General features: G+C 70.3%; 19 protein-coding genes and 1 pseudogene. 5 read left to right on the top strand and 15 right to left on the bottom strand.

Going from position 1 to position 17,613, the window contains the following annotated elements; all coding sequences use genetic code 11:
• Window positions 1-449: 449 nt before the first annotated feature.
• Window positions 450-950, bottom strand: coding sequence for a GNAT family N-acetyltransferase (locus LN251_RS29095; protein WP_458247156.1), 501 nt, complete (start codon window positions 948-950; stop codon window positions 450-452).
• Window positions 951-1,138: 188 nt separating this feature from the next.
• Window positions 1,139-1,825 (bottom strand): annotated as a pseudogene (locus LN251_RS29090) (lytic polysaccharide monooxygenase auxiliary activity family 9 protein); the annotation flags it as partial.
• Between the two features lie 427 nt (window positions 1,826-2,252).
• Between LN251_RS29090 and LN251_RS29085 the strand changes: the two are divergent.
• The 3 genes from LN251_RS29085 (at window position 2,253) to LN251_RS29075 (ending at window position 4,839) form a co-directional block, all read left to right on the top strand.
• Entirely contained in the window at window positions 2,253-3,845 is a 1,593-nt protein-coding gene (locus LN251_RS29085) for a cellulose binding domain-containing protein (protein WP_458247155.1), read from the top strand.
• A 151-nt stretch (window positions 3,846-3,996) separates the two neighbouring features.
• Window positions 3,997-4,644 carry a DUF6461 domain-containing protein gene (locus tag LN251_RS29080; RefSeq protein WP_458247154.1) on the top strand — a complete coding sequence of 216 codons (648 nt, stop codon included), beginning with the start codon at window positions 3,997-3,999 and terminating at the stop codon, window positions 4,642-4,644.
• A gap of 24 nt (window positions 4,645-4,668) precedes the next feature.
• Window positions 4,669-4,839 (top strand): hypothetical protein, encoded by a 171-nt coding sequence (locus LN251_RS29075; protein ID WP_458247153.1) that lies wholly within the window; start codon window positions 4,669-4,671, stop codon window positions 4,837-4,839.
• Window positions 4,840-4,864: 25 nt separating this feature from the next.
• Here the strand turns inward: LN251_RS29075 and LN251_RS29070 are convergent, their stop codons facing one another.
• The 13 genes from LN251_RS29070 to paaA form a co-directional block, all read right to left on the bottom strand.
• Entirely contained in the window at window positions 4,865-5,263 is a 399-nt protein-coding gene (locus LN251_RS29070) for a DUF4440 domain-containing protein (RefSeq protein WP_458247152.1), read from the bottom strand.
• 156 nt (window positions 5,264-5,419) lie between these two features.
• Window positions 5,420-5,851, bottom strand: coding sequence for a DUF4240 domain-containing protein (locus LN251_RS29065; RefSeq protein WP_458247151.1), 432 nt, complete (start codon window positions 5,849-5,851; stop codon window positions 5,420-5,422).
• Window positions 5,852-5,971: 120 nt separating this feature from the next.
• A complete protein-coding gene (locus LN251_RS29060) occupies window positions 5,972-6,889 on the bottom strand; it encodes a DUF6891 domain-containing protein (protein ID WP_458247150.1) in 918 nt (305 codons plus the stop codon).
• A 67-nt stretch (window positions 6,890-6,956) separates the two neighbouring features.
• A complete protein-coding gene (locus LN251_RS29055; RefSeq protein WP_458247149.1) occupies window positions 6,957-7,523 on the bottom strand; it encodes a hypothetical protein in 567 nt (188 codons plus the stop codon).
• A gap of 151 nt (window positions 7,524-7,674) precedes the next feature.
• The gene (kynU, locus tag LN251_RS29050; RefSeq protein WP_458247148.1) at window positions 7,675-8,943 is read right to left on the bottom strand and encodes a kynureninase; all 1,269 of its coding nucleotides are present in this window, start codon (window positions 8,941-8,943) and stop codon (window positions 7,675-7,677) included.
• Window positions 8,940-9,800 carry an alpha/beta hydrolase family protein gene (locus tag LN251_RS29045; RefSeq protein WP_458247147.1) on the bottom strand — a complete coding sequence of 287 codons (861 nt, stop codon included), beginning with the start codon at window positions 9,798-9,800 and terminating at the stop codon, window positions 8,940-8,942. Before LN251_RS29045 ends, kynU begins: the two co-directional genes overlap by 4 nt.
• Complete coding sequence (locus LN251_RS29040; protein ID WP_458247146.1) at window positions 9,790-10,638, bottom strand: tryptophan 2,3-dioxygenase; 849 nt, start codon at window positions 10,636-10,638, stop codon at window positions 9,790-9,792. The genes LN251_RS29045 and LN251_RS29040 overlap by 11 nt, the downstream gene beginning before the upstream one ends.
• An 84-nt stretch (window positions 10,639-10,722) precedes the next feature.
• Window positions 10,723-11,499 carry an SDR family oxidoreductase gene (locus tag LN251_RS29035; protein ID WP_458247145.1) on the bottom strand — a complete coding sequence of 259 codons (777 nt, stop codon included), beginning with the start codon at window positions 11,497-11,499 and terminating at the stop codon, window positions 10,723-10,725.
• A gap of 76 nt (window positions 11,500-11,575) precedes the next feature.
• Entirely contained in the window at window positions 11,576-12,757 is a 1,182-nt protein-coding gene (locus LN251_RS29030) for a 2Fe-2S iron-sulfur cluster-binding protein (protein WP_458247144.1), read from the bottom strand.
• A gap of 8 nt (window positions 12,758-12,765) precedes the next feature.
• Entirely contained in the window at window positions 12,766-13,278 is a 513-nt protein-coding gene (gene paaD / locus LN251_RS29025) for a 1,2-phenylacetyl-CoA epoxidase subunit PaaD (protein ID WP_458247143.1), read from the bottom strand.
• Window positions 13,275-14,075: a 1,2-phenylacetyl-CoA epoxidase subunit PaaC gene (paaC, locus tag LN251_RS29020; protein ID WP_458247142.1), complete on the bottom strand. Its 801-nt coding sequence runs from the start codon at window positions 14,073-14,075 to the stop codon at window positions 13,275-13,277. The genes paaD and paaC overlap by 4 nt, the downstream gene beginning before the upstream one ends.
• On the bottom strand, window positions 14,059-14,370 hold the full coding sequence (gene paaB, locus LN251_RS29015; protein ID WP_058927668.1) for a 1,2-phenylacetyl-CoA epoxidase subunit PaaB: 312 nt from the start codon (window positions 14,368-14,370) through the stop codon (window positions 14,059-14,061). The genes paaC and paaB overlap by 17 nt, the downstream gene beginning before the upstream one ends.
• On the bottom strand, window positions 14,367-15,521 hold the full coding sequence (gene paaA, locus LN251_RS29010; protein ID WP_458247141.1) for a 1,2-phenylacetyl-CoA epoxidase subunit PaaA: 1,155 nt from the start codon (window positions 15,519-15,521) through the stop codon (window positions 14,367-14,369). Before paaA ends, paaB begins: the two co-directional genes overlap by 4 nt.
• Before the next feature lie 346 nt (window positions 15,522-15,867).
• Here paaA and LN251_RS29005 point away from each other — a divergent pair, with 346 nt between their 5' ends.
• Window positions 15,868-16,116 carry an acyl carrier protein gene (locus LN251_RS29005; protein WP_058927669.1) on the top strand — a complete coding sequence of 83 codons (249 nt, stop codon included), beginning with the start codon at window positions 15,868-15,870 and terminating at the stop codon, window positions 16,114-16,116.
• Window positions 16,116-17,600 (top strand): class I adenylate-forming enzyme family protein, encoded by a 1,485-nt coding sequence (locus LN251_RS29000; protein WP_458247140.1) that lies wholly within the window; start codon window positions 16,116-16,118, stop codon window positions 17,598-17,600. Before LN251_RS29005 ends, LN251_RS29000 begins: the two co-directional genes overlap by 1 nt.
• The last annotated feature ends 13 nt before the right edge of the window (window positions 17,601-17,613 follow it).

The following is a 17,613-nucleotide window of genomic DNA, read 5'->3' as shown; positions in this document are numbered from 1 at the left end:
GCGAGGGCGATGTTGTGCAGGTTGTTTGTCGATCACTCGGCCATGGCGCCGCCCACGATGAGCACGAGGTCCGGCGCGAGGGCTTGTGGGGTAGGAGTGTCAGCTCGGCCCCGAGTGATGAAGGATTGGGTCCGCCGTCGACTTCGACACCCCGAGCGGCGAAGCGAGCTGCCACCTCGTGAGGTTCTTGCGTCAGTTACGCCGCGACCACGAGGTGCTCGAGCAACTCCTCGATGCCGAAGGCCTCGTCGAGGCAGCCTGGCCCCACATGAAGGATCGGACCCGGGCACGGACCCTGAGCGTGCTGGACTCCTACGACGTACGCCTGCCTGGTATCAACCAGCCGCTGAGCGAACGGCCCAGAGGCGGTTTCATGCTCCCACCGCACAGGGGGAGCTGTTTCGTCGCCGTGCGGTCGGAGCCGGCCTCCGGCGCACCGGCGCGCCGCCTCACTCCGACGGGATGAGAAAGCCGAATTCGGGACGGTCCCACGGCACGGCGGGCGGGTTCGCGGGCACGGTCCCGATCCGCACCGCACCGACGCGGTGATAGAAGCCCTCGGCGGGACGGTGCGACACGACCCTGACATGGTCGAGCCCGGCGGCACGAGCCTCGGACCGCATGTGCGCGACGAGCAGCCGTCCGATACCGCGTCCTTGTGCTCCGTCGGCGACGAACAGCAGGTCGAGTTCCGGTGGCGAGAGGACGAGTGAGTAGAACCCGAGGACCCGGTCTCCACGCCCGTCTCCCTGCTCGTCGGCCCCCACGGCTACGAAGGTCCGGTGCGCCTCGATGTAATCAGGACCGACCCGGTAGCCCGCGACTGCGGCTGCGTACTTCCCCTCGTAGGCCTTCGAGCCACGCACGATCCGCGTGAGTCGTTTGGCATCTCGTGCGACGGCCCTCCGTATCATGATCGGCTGGCTGGTCGGGGAAGTGCGTGTACTCATCGGCAGAGTATGTCGTACCGAAGGGTGCCGTCGTGGGGCGGGTCGGCAGCGTGCGGGTTCACGAACTGTTTCGGGTGCGGTATCAGGACGGCGGGGGATCAGTGTCTGGGCCGGCGGATGACCGGACGGGGTGACGGCCCGCCGGGTGGCCCGGCGGGCCGGGACAGCGCGTCATGCCGTGATCAGTACGTCACTTCACCGTGGCCGCCGTCGAAGACGATGTCGGAACAAGAGTAGAAGTTCTCCTGGCTGTCCGAGCGGATCCAGTGGATGAACAGTTCGTGCTGGCCCGTCTTACCGCTCGGGAGCGTGAGGTCCCAGTAGTAGTGGCCTCCCTCCGCACCGGCACGGCCGGACTGCGGCGGGTTGGTGACGGACTTGATGAGCGTGAGGTCGTCCCAGGCCAGGAGCTTGGTCGGGGACCAGCCGTCTTTGGTGATGTAGACGTTGAATGTGCCAGGGTGGGCCGCCCAGTTGCTGTACTGCACCTGGATGGCCGAGCCCGCGGTCAGGTGCGTCTTGGGCCAGTCGGCCCGGGCGGCGTTGTACGAGGAGAAGTTGAACGGGCCCGTGTGGCCGCCGCTGCAGATCTCCCCGTCGGGGATGAAGCCCTTGGTCCGCCCGCCGCCGTTGGACTCCAGGACGGCGAACCAGTTGTACAGCGGCGTGGTGCCGGTCGCCCTGACCGCGTCGGCGCAGGCCGGATTGGCCGGCATCTGGGTGCTGCTGTGGGCGACCAGGTCCTGGTAGCACAGGTAGGTGCGCGAGCCCGGGACCATGGCGACGCCGTGGGCCGACGCGGGCGAGGGCAGCGAGCTGAGGACGAGGGCGAGCAGCACCGCTCCCAGCAGGCTCGGTAAGCGAGGGCCAGGCATCGGTGTCGTGCGTCGCCTGGTGCGTGCGATCTTCATGTGGGGGGTCTCCTTGGGGTCATCCGACCGCTGCGGGGAGGACAGCACCGGGCAAGCGCCGGTCAGGCACCGTAGCTGTCGGACCGGTGACATCCGGCAGGGCCGAAGGCGGCCCTCTAGCGGGTGGTGCGACCGTGCGTGGCAGGCTCCCGCAGTCGGCACACCAAGGTCCGGGGCCGACCGGGACGACGCGTTGGGAGCGCTCCCACCTATCGGGTATAGCGCTTACTGCTGGTGCAGTAAATGCCTTGTGCCGACATTCCTGCGCGGGCGTGACCGATCGCGGTTCCGGTCGCATTATTGGCATGAACCCGACCGGTGGAGCGCGGGGACCGCGAGGCCGGGCCAGTCGACGTGCCGGTCATCGGGTCCGGCACCAGGGAGGTCACCTATGATCACCGCCCCTCTCGCACGACGCACGGGCCGACGATTACTCATCGCAGCGGTGCTCGGCGTGCTGCTGCTCGCCTCGTCGTTCCTGTACGGCCAGTCGTCCCCGTCCGCCGCCGTGTCGGTGTCCGCCGCACCGGCGGGCCGAGTCGTCCTGGCGGACTCGTCGGTCAACACCGGCAACGCCACGCACTTCGACGGCCTCGGATCTCCGTACGGCGGGTGCGGAGTACCGCAGACGGATCTCGAGTCGCAGAACTTCGTGGCGCTCAACGTGTGGGACACCCCGGGCGACTACGCCGGGCAGCCCACTCCGCGTCCCGTTCCCTCAAGCGACGCCGACAGGATGGGACCGTTCGACAACGGCCACAATTGCGGGCGCTGGGTCCGGGTGACGATCGGCGACTACTGCACCGGCACCAACGACGGCGCCGCGGGCCAGGCGTTCTGCCGCAACGGGAACTGGACGTCGGACAAGTACAACGGCGCGACGCTGGACATGCTGGTCGCCGACAGCTGCGGCGACACCAACGCATGGTGCCGGGACGACCCGTACCACCTGGACCTGGCAACCCGCTCGCTGAACGCCTTCCAACTCGGCGGCCGGCCGGTGGCGGACATGTACCCCGACCGCTGGAACAACCGGCACATCTCCTGGTCGTTCATCCCCGCGCCCGGCTACTCCGGCGACATCTCCATCGGCTTCGTCCAGAACGCGGCGACGTGGTGGCCCACCATCGACGTCACGCACCTGCCCAACGGCATCCACGGTGTGGAGTACTACGACGGCAGTGCGTGGGTGTCGGCCGGCATGGTCAGCGACCTGGGACAGCAGTACACGATCGGTCCGAATGCCGCAGGCGGATCGAGGTACACCATCCGGGTTCGTGACGTGGACGGCAAGCTCGTTCAAGGCGGGCGGACGTACACCTTCGCCATACCGAACTCCTGCACCTCCGGATGCACCCAGCCGTACACCGCGGTCGGTTACACCACCAGCGATGGCGGAAGCGGGTCGCTGGACTCGCCGACGAACCTCGCGGTGACCGCCACGAGCGCCGGCAGCGTCTCGCTGTCCTGGAGCGCCTCATCCGGTGCCAGCGGTTACGACGTCTACCGTGACGGGCAACCGGTGGGCAGCACCACCGGCACGTCCTTCACCGACACCGGCCTGTCCGCCTCGACCTCGTACACCTACACGGTCAAGGCGCACGACAGCTCGGGAGGCACCTCGGCCGCCTCGAACAGCGTTTCGGCGACCACCCAGACCTCGACGGGCGGCGGAACGGACTCGGGCTGCACCGCCAGCACCAAGCTGGTCAACTCCTGGCCCGGTGGCTTCACCGCCGAGGTCACGCTCACCAACACCGGCACGTCCACCAGCAAAGGGTGGCGGGTCGGGTGGAACTGGCCCGGCAGCCAGAAGGTGACGACCGCCTGGAGCGCCACGCTGACCCAGTCGGGTTCCTCGGTCACAGCCTCGAACGTCGACTACAACAGCGCCATCCCGCCCTCCGGCCGGACGACGTTCGGCCTCAATGCCACGGGAGACTCCTCCGGTCTGCCCGGCCACCCGGTCTGCACCCTCAACTGACCGGCAGGTGCTCAGCAAGTCGGCGGGCGGGTCGGAGGACGCGCCCGCCGCGCAACCTGCCCGGCCGCCCGTGTCAGGTGCAGGGAGGTCGCAGGCGCCAGTGGCAGCGGCGCATCGGGCGTTGTCAGAGGCAGCAGGCACACTGCGTCGTATGAATCCGGTGACAGCGCACGATTACGCCTGGATCCGCACCTCGCCGCTCTTCCGCCACATGATGGGGAGCGGATACAGCCTGACCCTGATACGAGGTCGGGCGCCGGGTGATGTACTGCGTGCGATGCAGGCGGAATCACGCGGTACCGGAGAGGGGACGGCCGGGCTGATCGCGGCGGATGATGCTCACCGCGCCGAGGGCGACTACGACTACTGGGACGAGTCCTACGTCGCGGGCGCCTTCAGCGCGTCAGGCCCGAGAGGCGACTGGACACTCGTCCTCGGCTTCGACGGCGGGCTGGGAATCGTCGACGCATGCGCGCGGAGGCTGTCGAAGGGCGGTCGGGTGGTGGCGCACTCGACCAACGGCGGCAAGCCCATTCAGCTCTTCCACTGGTTCGAGGACGGCGAACTCCGTACGACCTTTGAGGACCCCTCGGCACGTGACGGCAACGCGCCCGATCAACTGGTCCCCCTGCTACGGGAAGTCGGTTTTCCCCTGACGTCCGAGGGACGGCTCGACGAGAGCGCCCCGGACGTCGACCGTAAGGCGGCGACCCTCGCGCTGGCCGAGAGGCTCACCGGCATACGTGTCACCGAATCCCTCCTCCAGGAGGCTACGTACGAGCTGGGACTCGTTCCGTAACAGCCCGGCGAGGAGTGGACCGGCGTGGTCATCGACATCACCGACGCCCACCGCGAGCGCCTGTACAGGGAATGGACCTACAAGGAGATCGCGACGGCGTCGGACCCCGCCCGGGAGGAAGCAGATGCCCCGGTCGTGATCACGTACAACGAGCCGCCGGCCATGGGGCATCCGGAGCGTGGGCCGGGTGAGTAGCGAGTGAGCGCCGTCGGAAAGAGCTTCAGTGTTCGTCGTACCAGGCGAATGCGGAGATCCGCCACCCGTCTGACGTGCGGACGAACTGGATGGTCTTGGCGCCGCCGCCCTCGAACGGCTCACCGTCCAAGACCCCGGACTTGCGGTACTCGCCGAACCGCGACGCGATATCGCCCGCGATCTCTGTCCGTTCGGAAACCTCCCACTCGGAGAACTCGACCAGCCGACCGTCAGTCAGCAGCCGCTGACGGGGCTCGATGAACTCGTCAACGGAGTAGACCGTGAACTCCGGCCCGGTCTTGACGATCACGCCGCCTGGAAGAACCAGCCGGCGGATCCGGGCCACATCGGCAGCCTTGCCGCCCCGGTTGTCAAAGGCACCGAAGAACTCGGCGGTCACCGCGTCGATCTCGACCTTGGACATGGCGCGACAGTAACACCGGAGGGGCGCCGACGATGAGCCGTCACCTGGGCCTTTGCAGGCTATTGCCCGCGGCGGTTCCTTCGAATGGTCCGCGCCGCGGAGTACCGAAACCTAGCCGAGGGTCAGCGGACCGCGTGACACCGGGCGTTGAAGGGGCTACGCCTCGGCCCATCCGGCAGTGTTCGAGTAGGACTCGTATGAGTAGCGGGTGCTGCGATCCCACTCCTCACCGGTGATACGTCTGTATGCCATGTCTGGTACGTAGAGCAGGCCCTCTGCCCAGACGAGCCCTGCGGCGTAGGGGACGAAGAGCTCAGGCTCGCGCAGCACTGCTTCATAGGTGTCACGGCCGGCGGCCACGACCGCTGCCCTCGTGTAGAGAAAGCCGTCGCCGGACAGGTCGTGCCCGTACTCCCTGCGGTCGAGTCGGTAGAGCGCCCATGACAACTGTTCGGCAAACCCGGTCACCGTCGCCAACCGGCCTGCGGCCAGACGGTTCGTCAGTGCCGCGGCCAGTCGCACGGCGTCGGGGTCGGGTATGGGCGATGTGCAGTCGCTGATGAGCTGCCAGAAGGCGTTCTCGTTCATGGGCAGAGCATGACGGACGGCTGTGACAGCGTGGCGGCGTCTGTTATCGCCTTACAAGCGACGGCGGTTCAGCTCGCGTCGAACGACACTTCACCATGCTGAAGCAGTGGGGTGCCCTACCTAGCCGATCAGACGGCGGCGCCAGTCCAGCGGGGTGACGGTGATGGCTCGGCCGGGGTCGTGGTCCCACTCGGCGTGGAGACCGACTGCTTCGAGCGCGGCCACGACCTCGTGGCCGATGGCTCCAGTGGTCTCGGACGAGCCATCGAAGCCGCCGTACAGCAGTGTCAGTCCGTGGCCGGCTGCGGCAGAGGCCGTGCACTGGGTGTGGAAGTAGACGAAGCCACGGGCATCGGGTCCGCCTTCACCACCGATCTCGGACTGACCGCAGTTACGGCAACAGGTGAAGTTCTCGCGGGCGGTGATGCCGGCAGCCTGCAGGGCGGTGAACGCCCGGGTCAGCCGCTCAGGGTCCGTCTCGCCCTGCCACTTGGCCTGTTCGGCGACTCGCTCCAGCCACAGCCGGTCGGCCAGCGACTGAGCCTGCTCGCGCGAGACGGGCCGGCGGTCGTTGGTGACGAGGTACTCCTCAGCGAGCTCGGCCAGTTCGGCGCGTGAGGCATAGCCGCCGACCAGCACTTCTCGGACGCGCTTCTCCAATTCCTTGCGCTCGTCTTCGTCGAGGTCGAGCGGCGGCACCTCGCGGGCGGCCCCCATGTCCAGCAACGACCAGGCCAGACCTCCATCCCATCCGGCCTCCTGGCTAGCCCAGCCGGTCATCGCCGCAGTGACTGCCTCCGGTGCGTCGACCATCGCCTGGAAATGCCGGTCAGCCGCACCGTCGCGGTACTCCAGCGTGTAGTCACCACCGGTCTGGTGCCACACCTGGGCGAAAACGTCAGGAAGGTCGGGTATCCGCTGGACCACCAAGAACTGGTCACCGTCACTCCCGATCCGCCGGACCAGCCTTCCGAGCTCCTCGGCGGACACACGGACGTGCCGCTCCCAGTTCTCCGTCTTCACCACGATCTCGAGCATGCGCAGACTCTGGCATACGCCTCTGACAGCAGACACAGGAAGTCGCAGATGCGGGTCTCGATCCAGGCTATCTGGGAGAAGTAGTCGTCGGGTGGCCTCTGCCGTCCGGCGGTGTCAGGTGGCTGTTCCAGCGTTTCGCTTCGGAGTCCCACGCGAACACAAACGGGTCCCAGTTTTCGCGCACGCCGGTGGTCGCCCAGTGGTTCCCATGCCAGTAGATGGCCCCTCGCGTGCCTGGAGCCAGCTCGTCCGCAGGAACCGGCGGGGCTGCCCTGCACAGATCGAACAACTGGACCAGGCCCTCGGCGGGTAGATCGTCATTGAAGGCGACGGTCCAACCGTGTTCCGTCCGAAGGTGGATCTGCCTCGGTCCGCTGGGGCTGAGCGAGCGGGGTGCCGACCCTCTGACGCCATGCTCGTCCACCTGTCTGCGCAGGAAGCGTCGCACGATCTTGGTTGTTCTTTCGTCTACAGCTGTCGCAAGCCGGTTACCCAGGTGCGTGCTGATCGCCTGCAGGAAAGGGACGGCTGCCAATGAGGCCACGATGACTTCCCAGGAAGTAATCGCGCGCTGTTGTTCCTCCTCGTACCAGGGCACATCGCCGTCGGCTTCCGGCTCCACCTGGTCATCCATTCCGCACCCCCTGGTCTCCAGAGTGCCAGAGGGCTGACGCCGTGGTCTCGAAGTTCAAGCAGGTCGGACGCTGCCCGTCGCCGGGCTTGATCTCCGATGGTTCCGCGTTGCGGGTGGTCGGCCCGGGCGTGAGCACGCGGTAGGGGTGAGGTCATGTGACCGGGCCTGATGCCCGCGGCGCTGGGTCGTAAGCGCCCTCGGCGGCGATGTATCGGAGGCGCTGTACTGCGGTGAGCAGTTCGCGGTGGGTGGTGTAGAGGGCGTTGACGCCGAAGCGCAGCAGGTCGGGGGCGCGCATGTCCGTGATCACGCCGTGGTCGGCGAGCGCGCGCGTCAGGGCGTGGGCGTGGGGGTGACGCAGGGAGACCTGGCTGCCCCGACGGTGGGGGTCGGACGGGGTGACGGAGGTGAAACCGAAGGGGGTGAGGAGGTCGTCGGCGCAGCGCAGGAGGAATCCGGTCAGGGACAGGCTCTTGGCGCGGACCTCGGCGATGTCCACCCCGTCATAGGCACTCAGGGCGGCCTCCAGCGCGAGCAGGGACAGGATCGGGGGCGTGCCGATTCTGGCTCGGACGATGCCGGGGGCGGGGGTGTAGTCGCGGGTGAGGCCGAAGGGGTCGGCGTGTCCGGTCCAGCCCGGCAACGGCGTGCGCAGTTCCTCGTGGTGGCGGTGGGCCACGTACAGGTATGCCGGGGCGCCGGGGCCGCCGTTGAGGTACTTGTAGCCGCAGCCCACCGCGAAGTCGGCCTCAACAAGGTCGAGTTCGACGGGTAGGGCGCCGGCGGCGTGGCACAGATCCCACAGGACCAGAGCGCCGGCGCCGTGTGCGGCCCGTGTCAGGGCGCCCATGTCGAACAGCTCGCCGGTGCGGAAGTCGACGGGCGAGTAGCTGACGACGGCGACCCGGTCGCCCTCGTCCCGCAGGAAGCGGGGCAGGTCCGCCGGTGCCACCTGCCGCAGGTCCAGGTTGCGGCGCTCGGCGACGGCCGTGGCCATGAAGCGGTCGGTGGGGAAGTGGTCGGGGTCGGTGACGAGCAGCGTGCGGCCCGGCCGGAGAGAAACGGCCGCGTCCAGGGCGGTGTACGACTGCACGCTCGTGGAGTCGCCCGCGACCGTCTGCCCTGGTGCGGCGCCGATCAGCGCGCCGATGGTGTCGCCCACTCGCAGGGGCGCCTCCCACCAGCCGTTGTCGTTCCAGGAGCCGATCAGGTCGGTGCCCCACTGCCTGGTCACGACGTCGGTGAGGACCGATGGGACGGCGGCGGGCAGCGGGCCGAGGGAGTTGCCGTCGAGGTAGACGACGTCCGGGGGGAGCAGGAAGCGTTCGCGCAGGTGAGCAAGCGGGTCGTCGGCGTCGAGGCGCGCTGCGACCTCGGTCAGGTCTTCCACCTGTGCGGTGGTCGTCGGCGTGGTCGTCATCGGTGCAGGGGCTCCTCGTGTGCCGGTGCCGGTGCCGGTGCTGAGTGCTGGGCGGGGAAGGCGGCCGCCATGTCCCGCAGGGTGTCGGCGACGGCGCGGGCGCCGGGCGCGCCGGGTTCGATGAGTGTGTAGTGGCCGGTGCCGGGCAGGACGACCGTGCGGAGGTCGCGATGGACCGCCGCGTAGTCGGAGAACTGGGTGAGGGGTACCTCTTCGTCGACGGCGCCGTGCAGCAGCACGGTCGGCACTCCGGTGGTGCCCGCGTCGCGCAGCAGGGTCAGGGGGTCGACCACGGACAGGCGCTCCTCGAAGTGCTCCGGTCCGCCGAGGAGTTGCAGGGCGGCACCGTTGCTGAGGTCGTCGCGACGGGTGGCGACGAGGTCGGTGAGGGGCGCGAGGGCGAGGACGCTCGTGGGCAGGTTGCGGGTGTGCCAGCGCGAGCCGGCCGGCAGCAGCCCGCGGGCGGCGCACCACAGGGCCAGATGCCCGCCGGAGCAGTGGCCGGCCAGGACGTACGGCCGTCCCTCGGGGAGGGTGTCGACGATGCGGGCGATGTCGTCGAAGGTCTCGGGGTAGCCGCCGGCTCCTCCTGAGCGGCGGAAGCCGGGCAGCAGGACGTCGAAGCCCTGCCGGGCCAGGTAGGCGGCGAACGGGGTCAGGTGCATGCGGTCGTAGCGCCAGTAGCCGCCGTGCAGGAGGATCACCCGCGGGGCGTCGGGGGCGTCCGAGGGCCAGGCGTCGTACACCTGGTGGGGATGGTCGCCGTAGCGGCGGTGCACCGGAGCCAGGACCGGCTTGAGGCTCAGGACCCGCTGCTCCTCCTCGGCGGCGAAGGCGGAGATGACCCTAGATGCCACCGCGCACCTCCCACAGCTCGGGGAAGACCGGGCGGGCGGCGCGCTGTTCCAGCCAGGCCAGGCCCGAGGAACCGGCGCTGCCGGGCTTGGAGCCCATGGCGCGGCGGACCACCAGCACGTGCTCGAAGCGCCAGCGGGTGATCAGTTCGGCGATGTCGGTGAGCATTTCGCCCAGGGCCAGGTGAGGGTGATGCTGCGGGCCGGCGTAGATCTCCCGCCACACGTCCACCACGCCGGGGTCCGAGGTGTAGGGGTCGGTCACGTCCCGTTCGCGGACGCGGAGCGGCACGTGCAGGCCCTGCCGGTGCAGGAAGGCCAACACCTCGTCGTACAGGGACGGTTCGCGGTAGGTCTCGCTGAGCGCCTGGTGGACGGCCGGGTCTCCGCGGTGTGCGCGCAGCAGCCCGGCGGACTTGTCGCCGAGCAGGAACTCCATGTGCCGGTACATCGCCGACTGGAAACCCGAGGCCTTTCCGAACGCGGCACGGAACCCGTCGAACTGAGCCGGTGTCAGGGCGGCGATCGGTGCCCAGGCGCCGCTGAGCGCGGTCAGGGCGCGGCGGCTGCGGGTGAGGGCGTCCATGGCCGCCGGCAGGTCGTCCTTGGCGAAGGTCACCTGCGCGGTGCGCCACTCGTGAACGATGAGGGTGAACCACAGTTCCATCACCTGGGTGGTGACGAGGAAGCCCATCTCGTCGGGTGCCTCGGTGAGCGGCTGCTGCATCGAATTGAGGACGGAGGCGTGCACGTAGCGGTCGTAGGGGCTGGGGCCGGTGAAGGGCTGGGTCAAGGTGCCGTCCGTGATCGGGTCGGCGAAGGCGGTGGTCCGGTCGTTCATCGCATCTCCTGGTGCTGCGGCCGTACGGAAGGACGGGCGCGTGAGGGTGCGGCGGATGTGGGGTGAGGCCGGTGCGAGTGCGCGTCAGACACCGAGGTGGGCTCCGCCGGAGGCGTCGATCCACTGTCCGGTCACCCAGCGGGCCTCGTCGCTCGCGACGAAGGAGACCACGTCGGCGATGTCCGTCGGCTGACCGAGCCGGTTGAAGGTGGACGCCTCTGCGTACCTGCGGCGGATCTCCGGGACGGCGAGGGTGGGATTGATCTCGGTCTCGGTGTAGCCGGGAGCGACGGCGTTGACCGTGATGCCCCGAGGGCCCAGCTCCTGGGCGAGGGTCAGCGTGAGGTAGTCGAGGGCGGCCTTGGTCATGGTGTACGAGATGATCGCGGGGAAGGCGACCCGGGTGGCGACGGAGGAGATGTTGACGATCCGGCCGCCGTCGCGCAGCCGGGTGAGGCTGCGCTGGATGATGAAGAACGGGGCCCTGGTGTTGATCGCGAACACCCGGTCGTAGTCGGCCTCGCTCACCTCTGCGAGCGGGCGCGGGACGGTGATGCCCGCGTTGTTGACCAGGATGTCGAGGCCGCCGTCCGTGCCCCGGTCCGCGCCGGCCCGGTCGAAGGCGGACCACAGGGTGTCGGCGTCGCCGGGCACGCCCAGTTCGGCGTGGAGGGCGAAGGCATGGCCGCCGTCGGCCTCGATCTCCTTGACGGTCCGTTCGGCCGTGGCCGGGTCATGGCCGTAGTGCACGGCCACCAGCGCGCCGTCGCGGGCGAGACGGCGGCTGATGGCCCGGCCGATTCCCCGGCTGCCTCCGGTGACCAGGGCGGTCTTGCCTGAAAGGCGGGCGGTGGTGCTCAACGTGCGTCTCCTTCGCTGTGTGCGGACGGGATGCGGTGGTCGCGGGCGGGGGCCCCGGAGGGAAGGCAGGCGGGTGTCATGCGTCGAAGTCGAGGACGACCTCGTCGGTGTCCGGTCGTGCCCGGCACACGAGCGTGTAGCCGGCGGCGCGGTCGCGGTCGTCCAGCGCGTGCTGGTGATCGGCTCGCACGCGTCCGGAAAGGATCTTGGCGCGGCAGCTGCCGCACACGCCCTCGCGGCACGCGTAGGGCACGTCGGGGTGCGCGCGCAGCAGGGCATCGAGGATCACCGTGTCGTGGGGGCCGACGGTGGTGTGCCGACGGTGTCCGTCGAGCAGGGCGGTGATGCGGCTGGTCCCCGAGGCCGGTGACGTTTCGGTGGTGCCGTCGGCGGGGAGCCGGGACGGCGTGGGGTAGGCGGCCTGGGCCGTGGTGGTGGGAATTGCCGTGAACAACTCCCAGCGTATGAGCGATGGTTGGGCGCCCCGGGCGTCCAGGCACCTCCGTATCGTGGCGATCATTTCCGGGGGTCCGCACAGGGCGAACGAGGTGTCTTCGGCGGACTCGGCGCCGAGGGCGGTGAGCAGAGGGGACAGCATGTCGGCGTCGATCCTTCCGCGGAACGGGCCGCCGTCCGGGGCCTGCTCCTCGCGGGTGAGGACGTACAGGACGGAGAAGCGGTCGAGGAACGTGTCCTTGAGGGCGGTCAGTTCGTCGGAGAGCAGGGCGTGCGCGGCGATCGGGACCGAGTGGACGAGGGACACCCGGCAGGTGGTGTCGCGGCGCAGCGCGTCGGCGGCCAACGCGGCCAGCGGGGTGATGCCGGAGCCGCCGGCGATCAGGACGTGGTGGGCGCCGTGCACGGCCGGCAGGGCGAAGTGGCCGGTGGGGGAGGAGAGTTCGAGCAGGTCGCCGGGACTGAGGCGGGCGGCGTGGGCTCCGAAGCCGTCCGGGGCGCCGCGCTTGATCACCAGGCGGAGGGCCGTGGGGTCGTGCGGGGGCGGGCACAGGGAGTAGGCGCGGCGCAGTTCGCCGTCGGCGCTGCGGTGCCGGACGATGACGTGCTGTCCGGGCCGGTGGGCGAAGACCTCCCGCAGCCGGGCGGGCACCTCCAGGGTGACGGCCACCGCGTCCGGGGTCAGTCGGCACACCTCACCGACCGTCGCGGGATGCCATCGGGGGCTCTGGCCCCCGGGGGAGGACTGCTCGGCGGACGTCGCCTGGCGAAGGATGGTCGGTGGGGTGGCCGGGGTGTTCACGGTGTGCCTCATAGCGCGGTCAGGTGGGGGAAGGGCTCGCGGCACGTCGTGCACCACAGCATCGACTGGCAGCGGGACGGCCCGAAGGCGCTGTGCGGCCGGGTGGCGCGCGAGCCGCAGTGCGGGCAGGCGACGGCGCCCAGCTCCACGGCCACCGGGCCGTCGGCTCGGCTGGGCAGAGGCGGGGCGATGCCGTGGGCGGCGAGGGTGCGCAGTCCGCGCGGGGTGATGCGGTCGGTCGTCCAGGGCGGGGAGAGCACCTGCCGCACGCGGCCGTCGGGGTGGCCGCAGGCGTCCAGGACCTCGTGGACGGCGGCGGTGATCGCGGGCAGTGCGGGGCAGCCCAGGTAGGTGGGGGTGATCTCCACCTCCAGGGTCCCGTCCGGTCCGGGGCCGACGGAAGCCACCACCCCCAGGTCGCCGAGGGTGATCACGGGCAGCTCGGGGTCGGGCAGGTCCGCCACCCGCCCGCGCACCTCGGCCACGCCGAGGGGTGTCTCCGGGCGTGCGGCGGCGTTCACCAGGTCCCCCCGGGAAATTGCCGGTGCACCGACTGCAGTTCACCGATCAGGTCGGTGAACTCCTCGGTGTGCAGACCTGATCGGCCGCCGCGGGCCCTCCAGGAGGGCGTCGGCACGGTGAGTCCCGCGCCGGTGACGACCTCGGTGACCTCCCGCTCCCACTCGGGGCGCAACGGCGCCGGGGAGGGCACGGTACCGGTGGCGGCGAGGCGTCGTACGACGTCGTCCTCGTCGAAGAGCTCGGCCGTGTAGGGCCACACCCGCTCCAGGCCCTGCTGCATCCGGCGCGCGCTCTCCGCTGTGCCGAGGCCCAGTTGGCGGAGCCAGCGGTCGGCGTGCAGCCGGTGGAAGGCGACCTCCTTCGCGGCCCGCACGCCGAAGGCGGCGAGTTCGGGGTCCGGGCAGCCGGCCAGGGCCCCGTAGTGCAGGCAGGCGTAGTGGGTGTAGGCGAGCTGGCGTGCGAGGGTCGTCGCGAAGTCGCCGTTGGGCAGTTCCGTCAACAGGGCGTTTTTGAAGTCGCGTTCGCGGCGCGTGAAGGCCAGGTCGTCCTCGGTGCGGCCGGTGCCGTCGAGCCGGCCGGTGAGAGTGAGCAGCGCACGTGCGTGGCCGACGAGGTCGAGGGCGATGTTGGACAGGGCCAGGTCTTCCTCGATCAGGGGCGCGCGCGTGATCCAGGCGCACAGCCGCTGTCCGAGGACGAGGGCGTCGTCCCCCAGGCGCAGCAGGTACGTGGCGAGGTCGACGTCGGGTGCGGCGCTTGCTGCGGGGTTCGCCCGCTGGTCACTGGTCGTGGTCACCTTCGGGCCCCTTCTCGTTGAGCGGCGGGAAGTGTTCGGGGTAGCGGTACGGCTTGTGGCGGGCGCCCGAGAAGTACGGGTCGCGCTCGTCGGGAGAGGCCGCGTGCACGGCGTCCGAACGCACCACCCACAGGGACAGCGGGTCGCCGCGGCGCGTGTACAGATCACGGGCGGCCGCCAGCGCCGTGTCGGGGCCGGCGGCGCGCACCGAGCCGACGTGCTGGTGGGCGAGTCCGCGGCGGGCCCGCAGGAAGACCTCCCAGGACGCGGGCGCGCCCTCGTCGTTGCGGTTCATACGCGCTCCTCCTGCGCCTGCCGGTGGACGACGGTGCCGGAACCGGCCGGTGACCCGACGCTCTCCTCCCGGGCGGCGTACGCGGCGGCGGCCTCCCGGACCCAGGCGCCCTCCGCGTGGGCGGCCTTGCGGTGGTCGATGCGCCGGCGCGCCCAGTGGGTGTCCTCGCCCAGCGCCGTGCGGTAGGTGTCCCAGTCGATCGGGCTGAAGTCGTAGTGGCCGCGCTCCTCGTTCCAGCGGATGGCCGGGTCGGGCAGTGTCAGGCCCAGCCGCTCGGCCTGCGGGACGCACTGGTCGACGAAGCGCTGGCGCAGTTCGTCGTTGGTGTGGCGCTTGATGCCCCAGGCCATCGCTCGGCGGGAGACGGCCGCGCCGAGTGCGGCGGTGCGCGCGTCGGACCCGCCCGCCTCGGTGTCGGGCGGGCCGAACATCAGCGCCACGGCCGGAAGCCACCAGCGGTCCACCGCGTCCTGTGCCATCGCCTTCTGCTCGGGCGTGCCCTCGCACAGGGCGCGCATCAGGTCGTAGCCCTGGCGTACGTGGAAGGCCTCCTCCTGGCAGACCCGGCGCATCGCCCGCGCATAGGGCCCGTAGGAAGTACGGCACAGGGGCGCCTGGTTGATGACGGCGGCGCCGTCGGTCAGCCAGGCGATGGCACCGGTGTCCGCCCAGGTCAGCGCCGGGTGGTTGAAGGTGGCCGAGGCGCGCTGGCGGCCCAGGTGCAAGGCGTCGAGCAGATCGGCGCGGTCCACGCCCAGCGTCTCGGCCGCGGAGTACAGGTACAGCCCGTGACCGGCCTCGTCCTGGACCTTGGCGATGAGAACCGACTTGCGGTGCAGGGAGGGGGCGCGGGTCAGCCAGGCGCCCTCGGGCTGCATGCCGATGATCTCGGAGTGGGCGTGCTGGGCGATCTGGCGGATCAGCATGCGGCGGTAGCCGTCGGGCATCCAGTCGCGGGGCTCGATCGTCTCCCCCTGTTCGATCAACGCGTCGAAGTGGGCGAGCAGTTCGTCCTGCCCGGCACCCTGGACCGCCGACGCGGTGCTGTGGGCCTGTCCGGCTGGTGGGGCCGCCGCTGCGGTGCCTTCGGCTCGCGTGGCGTCCCGCGTCGCCTGCTCGGGCCTGTCGCCGACGGCCGGCCTCGCCTTCACGCGGCAACACTCCGGCGGACGTGGTTCGCCACGATGGCGGGGCGCACGGGCCACGCGGAACCTCCTGCGGTGGACCGGACCCGTACCGGCTGCCTGGGCACGCGCATCACTCCCTGGTTCGGGGTCCGCCCGCGTCGTGCGACGGGGGCGGACCAGGCGGAGCAGGTGTCTTCGTTCGGGTAAGGAGGCCGGGCGGGCGGCCCGGCTATCCCTGTCGGCCGTGGTTCGGGCGGGTGACAAAGCTCACGGACGGTCCGGGGGAGTGCGAGCGATGCCAGCCGCCTCTTGAGGAGGTGACACTCGAGGCCCGCACGGCGGCCGACGCGCCGCGGCGAAAGGGGAAACCATGAGCACCATCAGGGAGTTGCTGGTCGAACTCACCGGCACCGTCGAGTACGCGGAAGCGGTCGGCGACGACGTCGACCTCGCCGCCAGTGGCATCGACTCCGGCGACCTGGTGCGTCTGGTGCTGCTCGTGGAGCAGCGCCTGGGCGTGGAGATCACGGCCGAGGACATGGAGAAGCTGCACACCATCGCCGACTACGAGCGGTTCGTGGCCGAGCGCTCCGCCGCCGGCGCCGCCGGCGGTGCGTGATGTGGCTGACGCAGCTGCTGGAGCGCAACCGGCAGTGCTTCGCCGAGCGGACCGCGCTCGTCGACGAGGAACGCAGTGTCACCTGGCGGCAGTTGTACGACCGCACGGCCGAACTCGCCCGTGGCTTCGCCGAGCTGGGCATCGAGCGCGGTGATCGGGTCGCTGTTCTGTCCAAGGACCGCATCGAGGTCCTGGAGAGCTACTTCGCGCTCGCCCGCCTGGGCGCGCTGTTCGTGCCGCTGAACCACAGCCTGGCCGAGCCCGAGGTCGCCGGCATCGTCGAGCGCGTCGGAGCGTGCGCGGTGCTCGGCGAATCGGATCTGCTCGACCGCCACGCGCGGCTGCCGGCGTCGGTGCGCGTGCGTGTGGCGCTGGACAAGCTCGCCTTCGCGACGCTGGGCACGCTGGCACCGCAGCGGGAGCTGCCCCCGGTGGCGGACACCGACCCGATCGCCGTGCTGCACACCTCGGCGACCACCGGCCAGGCCAAGGGCGTCACGGTCGACAGTGCCTCGTTCCGGGCGATCGCCCTGGGCTGGCTGGTCATGGCCCGGCCCACCGACGACATCGTCATGGTCAACTGCTGCCCGCTGTACCACGGCAGCATGGTCGTCTCGCTGACGTACATGGCGGCCGGCGCCACCGTCGTGCTGATGCCCGGCTTCACCCCGCAGCGGGCACTGACCGCGGTGGAGCGCCACCGCGCCACGCACATGTGGATGGTGCCGCAGATGCTGCGGTTCATGCTCCAGGCCAAGTCGTCGCAGCGCACCGACTTCTCCTCGCTGCGGGAGATCCTCTACGGCGCCGCGCCGATGCCCCTGGACGTGTACGCCGAGGCGGTGGAGCGGCTGGGCTGCGGCTTCCGCCAGGTGTACGGCATGACCGAGGTCGGCGGCCCCTTCGTCACCCTCGGCCCCGACGAGCACCCCGCGCCGGGGGACGTCACCGCGCGCATCCCGTGCGGGCGGGTCGTGCCGGGCATGTCGGCGCGCGCCGTCGACCGGGAGGGACGACAGGTGCCGTACGGCGAGATCGGCGAGATCGTGGTGCGGGGTCCCGGCGTCATGCAGGGCTACTGGAACGATCCTGAGGCCACCCGCGAGATCATTCTCGACGGCTGGACGAGGACGGGTGACCTGGGGTTCGTCGACGACGAGGGGCGCATCAGCCTGGTGGACCGTACCAAGGACGTCATCATCCGCGCCGGCCAGAACGTGTACCCCTCGGAGATCGAGCGCACCCTGATGACCCACCCGGCGGTCCATGACGCGGCGGTCGTCGGCACGCCCGACGAGGACTACGGCGAGGTGCCGCTGGCCTACGTGGCTCTGGAGCCGGACAGGGAGGCGAGCGCGGCGGAACTGCTGAGCCACGTCGCGCGGTTGCTCGCTCCGTACAAGCGCCCCAGGAGCGTGGAGTTCATCGAGCAGGTGCCGCGCAACCCCGCCGGGAAGATCGTCAAGAAGCTGCTGCGGGCCTGACGATGAGGGGCCT

This window comes from Streptomyces sp. MAI_2237 (assembly GCF_054189285.1).
This window is presented reverse-complemented; position numbering and strand designations above follow the sequence as displayed.